Genomic DNA, 5,052 nt, shown 5'->3' on the forward strand with positions numbered 1-5,052 from the left:
AATATTTCGGTTAACCTCCCCCCATTGGGGGGAGGCAAGGAGGGGGGCGTGATTTGCTATTTGATTAATTAAACATTCCAGGTTTATAACCACCGGGAATTGTTCTGAAGGCAACATTCAACCGGTTCCAGCTATTGATCGCTAAAATAGCCATGGTAATATCGGCAATTTGCGCTTTGTCAAAATGTTTGCTCAGTTCATTAAACACTTCATCGGTAACCTCTGTTTGTGGTATTTTGGTAACCGCTTCTGTATACGCAAGCGCAGCTCTTTCAGCATCCGTGTAATAAGGACATTCTCTCCAGGCTGACAGTGAATACAGGCGTTGTTCTGTTTCGCCTATTGCAATAGCGTCTTTCCAGTGCATATCCAAACAATAAGCGCAGCCATTGATCTGTGACGCCCGGGTTTTGATCAACTCCTGTAACTTATGGTCCAACCCCGATTGTTTCAGATACATACCAATTTTGAATAAGCCATCCAATAATCCTTTGTTTCCATCTTGAAATGCAATTCTCTGTTCCATTTTTATATTGTTTTACTGTTTAAAATCGACTTGCGGTAATAAAACAAAGTAGTGGACCGAAACGTGACAGGTTTGGAGCCATTTTTTTGAAATTGTTACGGATTATTGAAAGTGAGCCGGTTAGAGTAGCTGTTAAATCAGTTCTAAAATGTTGGAATTAAAATAAAAATGCTAAATTTAGAATCAGCAGCCAACTCGCATAACCTGTCCCGACGTGTCGGGATTTTCAAATTCGCCATATGGGACCTATCGCGCTCCTTATATTAACATTAGCTGCCATTTTATTTTCTGCCGGCGGCATACTCGTATCAAAATTTTTGGTAAGGGGATCGGTGAATGCGCAAAAGGGGCAACCCTATGAATGCGGCGTCCCCTCTGAAGGCTCACCCTGGAATCAGTTTAATGTGGGTTATTATTTGTTCGCCCTGTTGTTCCTGATATTTGATGTAGAACTGATCTTCGTTTATCCATGGGCTGTTGTTGTAAAAAAAGTTGGAATGATGGCGCTTGTTGAGATCGTCATTTTCTTTTTCATATTATTTACCGGGTTTTTGTACGCACACAAGAAAGGCGCATTAAAATGGATGTAGGCCCCCCTCTTATCCCCCCGGATGGGGGGAGGAAAGTAAGGCAAGAAAGATATCGTATGGAAAGTAACGTAAACAAAGAAATAGAAACCGCATCCCAGGGGAATGAACCATTTCCCGGCCAGGCGCTTGACCTGCCCGGCGGCGGCATTCTCATCAGCTCTTTTAATGACATCGTTAACTGGGCGCGTTCCAATTCTTTATGGCCGCTCACTTTTGCCACCAGTTGTTGTGGAATTGAAATGATGTCGGTTGCTTCTTCGAAATACGATTTCTCCCGCTTTGGTTTTGAAGTAGCGCGGGCTACCCCCCGCCAGGCAGATGTGATCATTATTGCCGGCACCATTGTAAACAAAATGGCGCCTGTGCTTAAACGCCTGTACGATCAAATGGCCGATCCCAAATATGTAATTGCCATGGGCGCCTGCGCCATCAGTGGCGGGCCGTTCTTCTATAATACCTATTCAGTAGTAAAAGGCGCCGATCATGTGATCCCGGTTGATGTATACATCCCTGGTTGTCCGCCCAGGCCCGAAGCGTTGTTGCATGCTTTGATTACCCTGCAACAAAAAATTAAAAGCGGATTAACGCGTGAACAGATCAGGGCAGAAAAACCACAATCATGACCAACGAGGAAATAAAACAACATATTAGTACTGTTCAACCCAATGGGGTGTTTGATGAAACCGGCGAATGGTTGCAGGTACAGGTGGAGGTAGGGGAGTGGAAACCATTTGCGCAATGGTTGCGCAACGATGCACTGCAGATGGATTTTTTGTTTTGCTTAACCTGCATCGACTGGTCGGCAACAGCTACGGGCAAAACGCTTTTAACCATGGTGTATCATTTTACCTCTACCGTTTTCAGACATACGATCGTGGTGAAAGTAAAACTCGATCGGAACAATCCAGAAATAGAAACTGTATCGGATTGCTGGCGCACCGCAGAACTTCATGAGCGGGAAGTGTTTGATCTGTTTGGCGTGAAATTCCTGCATCATCCTGATCTGCGACGTTTGGTACTGACCGATGATTTTGAAGGTTATCCTTTACGGAAAGATTTTGAAGACCCCATTAATATGATCAAACTATAATCTTGTATAGAGAAACTAAAATATTGGAAACTTATAAAGTCCCCTCTAATGGGGGGGATGAGGGGCTTGACACAGCTGATGATGGTGCTTTGGTGATAAACGTAGGTCCCCAGCATCCGGCTACGCATGGCGTATTGCATTTGGTGATCACGTTACAGGGCGAAACCATTCAAAAAATAGAACCGCATTTAGGCTATATCCATCGAAGTATTGAGAAGATGTGTGAAAGCCTGAGCTACCGGCAATTCATATATGTAACCAGCCGCATGGATTATTTATCGGCGCATATTAACAACCATGGCTGTGCGCTGTGTGTGGAGAAAGGGTTGCAATTGGAAGTGCCGCCACGTGCGCAGGTGATCCGCGTATTGATGGGTGAACTCACCCGCATTGCGTCCCATGAATTATGGTGGGGCGCCATGGCGATGGATCTCGGCGCATTCACGCCGTTTTTTTATGCCTTCCGCGAACGCGAAACCATTAATGATATCATGGAGGAAACCTGCGGCGCCCGGCTCACTATGAACTACATGGTGCCTGGTGGTGTGATGTATGATCTTCATCCCAATTTTCAGCAAAGGGTTAAAGACTTTATACAGCTTTTTAACAACAAGATCGATGAATACGATGACCTGGTAACCGGCAACATTATTTTTCAGAACCGAACAAAGGGCGTGGGTGTTTTGTCGGCCGCAGATGCCATTTCTTATGGCTGTACAGGTCCGGTGGCGCGGGGTAGTGGCGTGGCCTGTGATATCAGGAAATTGTATCCCTACGCAGTATATGATAAGGTAGCATTCGATGAGATCATCGAAACCGCTGGTGATAGCTATGCCCGCTACCTGGTACGAGTAAAAGAATTACGGCAATCGGTGCGCATCATCGAACAGTTGATCGATAATATTCCCGAAGGTGATTTTCAGGCAAAAACAAAAGCCGTGTTGAAACTACCCAAGGGAGAATTTTATTCAAGAGTAGAAACGGCGCGTGGTGAATTTGGTGTATACATTGTTAGTGAAGGCGGCACCACGCCGTATCGCATAAAATTCAGGTCCCCGGGGTTTTCGAATTTATCGGCATTGGACCATATGAGCAGAGGGAGTAAGATCGGTGACTTAATGGCGATCATGGGCACGTTGGATTTAGTAATTCCTGATATTGATAGATGAAGCAGGAACGCAAGTATATATAACATATGTTCAGTCTGGAAAACATAACTAACTCAATTCAGCGATGGTTGTATAATAACTTCAACCCAACCATGGCATTGATACTGGAATGTGTCATCGTGATGCTGTTGGTGATTAGTTTGTTTGCCGTGCTGGGACTGGTATTGGTATTGATGGAACGGAAAGTAGCCGCCCGTATGCAAATACGGTTAGGCCCAAACCGGGTAGGACCTAAAGGCATGTTCCAAACAGCTGCGGATACCTTGAAGTTGATGATGAAAGAAGGATTAACTCCTGATGGCGCAGATAAATTCCTGTTTAACCTGGCGCCCTTTGTAGTGATGATAGCAGCCATGCTCATTATGGCGCCTATTGCCTTTGCAAAGGGATTTCAGATCTGGGATATTAACATAGGTGTGCTGTATGTGTCTGCTGTATCTTCCGTTTCAGTAATTGGAATTCTTATGGCTGGTTGGGCCAGCAATAATAAATATTCCCTGCTGGGCGCTATGCGCAGCGGAGCCCAGATAGTCAGTTATGAATTGTCGGCTGGGTTGTCTATCATTTCTATTGTGGTGCTGTCTGGTAGCTTACAGGTGTCGGATATTATTGCTTCGCAACAAACCGGCTGGTGGTTATTCCGCGGACATATTCCTGCCATCATTGCCTTTGTGATCTTTATCATTGCAGTAACGGCAGAAACCAACCGCGCGCCATTCGATCTGGCTGAAGCAGAATCGGAATTAACGGCCGGTTTTCATACTGAATATTCAGGAATGAAATTCGCGTTGTTCTTCCTGGCCGAATACATCAACATCTTTATAGTATGTGCCATTGGCGCCACCTTGTTTTTAGGCGGCTGGATGCCTTTGCACATGGGGCATTGGGAAGGGTTTAATCATCTTATGGATTATATCCCTTCGTCGTTGTGGTTCCTGGGAAAAACATTTTTTCTGATCTTTTTGATCATGTGGTTCCGCTGGACGTTTCCCCGTTTACGGGTTGATCAATTGTTGAGTCTGGAATGGAAATACCTGTTGCCGATCAGTATGTTCAACCTGTTATTAATAACATTAATTGCAATAATGGGATGGCATTTTTAAAAGAATACATATCAGAAGTATATCATGCAGTGTCGTCGCTGTTGAAGGGAATGAGAACAACGGGCAGCTATTTTGTGCGGCCAAAAGAGATCATTACCCAGCAGTACCCCGATAACCGCGCAGACATGAAGATCCCGGAACGATTCCGCGGGGAAGTAGTGATGACGCACGATGAAAACAACGAGCATGCCTGCACCGGCTGTACGGCCTGCGAACTGGCTTGTCCGAATGCCACTATTAAGATTGTTACCAAATTCGATACAACGCCTGAAGGCAAAAAGAAAAAAGCGCTGGACACCTTTGTATACCACCTGGAGCTATGCACCATGTGTAATTTATGCGTGGAGGCTTGTCCGACCAGTGCGATAAAAATGGCGCAGACGTTTGAACACAGTGTATACGACCGGAATCAGCTGCTGAAAAAATTAAATAACCCCGGATCGAAACTAAGAGCGGGCGTTGAGTAGAAATTAAAAAGTAAGAATGAAAAATATGATCCGGTTGTAACCGTGCGAACAAAAAGAGAAGGCACGAATGTATCAATATTTGTGACCGATAATGGAAATGGTATCCC

General features: G+C 45.0%; 7 protein-coding genes. 6 read left to right on the forward strand and 1 reads right to left on the reverse strand.

Going from position 1 to position 5,052, the window contains the following annotated elements:
- Window positions 1-64 precede the first annotated feature (64 nt).
- Window positions 65-526: a carboxymuconolactone decarboxylase family protein gene (locus tag ACJ751_RS19205; protein WP_407747137.1), complete on the reverse strand. Its 462-nt coding sequence runs from the start codon at window positions 524-526 to the stop codon at window positions 65-67.
- Between the two features lie 239 nt (window positions 527-765).
- Here ACJ751_RS19205 and ACJ751_RS19210 point away from each other — a divergent pair, with 239 nt between their 5' ends.
- From ACJ751_RS19210 to ACJ751_RS19235, 6 genes are all read left to right on the forward strand, one after another.
- On the forward strand, window positions 766-1,116 hold the full coding sequence (locus ACJ751_RS19210) for an NADH-quinone oxidoreductase subunit A (protein ID WP_407747138.1): 351 nt from the start codon (window positions 766-768) through the stop codon (window positions 1,114-1,116).
- 56 nt (window positions 1,117-1,172) lie between these two features.
- Entirely contained in the window at window positions 1,173-1,739 is a 567-nt protein-coding gene (locus tag ACJ751_RS19215; protein WP_407747139.1) for an NADH-quinone oxidoreductase subunit B, read from the forward strand.
- Window positions 1,736-2,206 carry an NADH-quinone oxidoreductase subunit C gene (locus tag ACJ751_RS19220; protein WP_407747140.1) on the forward strand — a complete coding sequence of 157 codons (471 nt, stop codon included), beginning with the start codon at window positions 1,736-1,738 and terminating at the stop codon, window positions 2,204-2,206. Before ACJ751_RS19215 ends, ACJ751_RS19220 begins: the two co-directional genes overlap by 4 nt.
- Window positions 2,207-2,208: 2 nt before the next feature.
- Window positions 2,209-3,375 (forward strand): NADH-quinone oxidoreductase subunit D, encoded by a 1,167-nt coding sequence (locus ACJ751_RS19225; protein ID WP_407747141.1) that lies wholly within the window; start codon window positions 2,209-2,211, stop codon window positions 3,373-3,375.
- A 92-nt stretch (window positions 3,376-3,467) separates the two neighbouring features.
- On the forward strand, window positions 3,468-4,478 hold the full coding sequence (nuoH, locus tag ACJ751_RS19230) for an NADH-quinone oxidoreductase subunit NuoH (RefSeq protein ID WP_407747142.1): 1,011 nt from the start codon (window positions 3,468-3,470) through the stop codon (window positions 4,476-4,478).
- Entirely contained in the window at window positions 4,466-4,945 is a 480-nt protein-coding gene (locus ACJ751_RS19235) for a 4Fe-4S binding protein (RefSeq protein WP_407747143.1), read from the forward strand. Before nuoH ends, ACJ751_RS19235 begins: the two co-directional genes overlap by 13 nt.
- Window positions 4,946-5,052 lie beyond the last annotated feature (107 nt).

The organism is Niastella sp. (genome assembly GCF_045805085.1).
Taxonomy (GTDB): domain Bacteria; phylum Bacteroidota; class Bacteroidia; order Chitinophagales; family Chitinophagaceae; genus Niastella.

What these genes read in the sequence shown, in the direction of transcription:
- ACJ751_RS19205 (WP_407747137.1), bottom strand. Translation starts at nt 526, where the DNA reads ATGGAACAGAGAATTGCATTTCAAGATGGAAACAAAGGATTATTGGAT.
- ACJ751_RS19210 (WP_407747138.1), top strand. Translation starts at nt 766, where the DNA reads ATGGGACCTATCGCGCTCCTTATATTAACATTAGCTGCCATTTTATTT.
- ACJ751_RS19215 (WP_407747139.1), top strand. Translation starts at nt 1,173, where the DNA reads ATGGAAAGTAACGTAAACAAAGAAATAGAAACCGCATCCCAGGGGAAT.
- ACJ751_RS19220 (WP_407747140.1), top strand. Translation starts at nt 1,736, where the DNA reads ATGACCAACGAGGAAATAAAACAACATATTAGTACTGTTCAACCCAAT.
- nuoH (WP_407747142.1), top strand. Translation starts at nt 3,468, where the DNA reads ATGGCATTGATACTGGAATGTGTCATCGTGATGCTGTTGGTGATTAGT.
- ACJ751_RS19235 (WP_407747143.1), top strand. Translation starts at nt 4,466, where the DNA reads ATGGCATTTTTAAAAGAATACATATCAGAAGTATATCATGCAGTGTCG.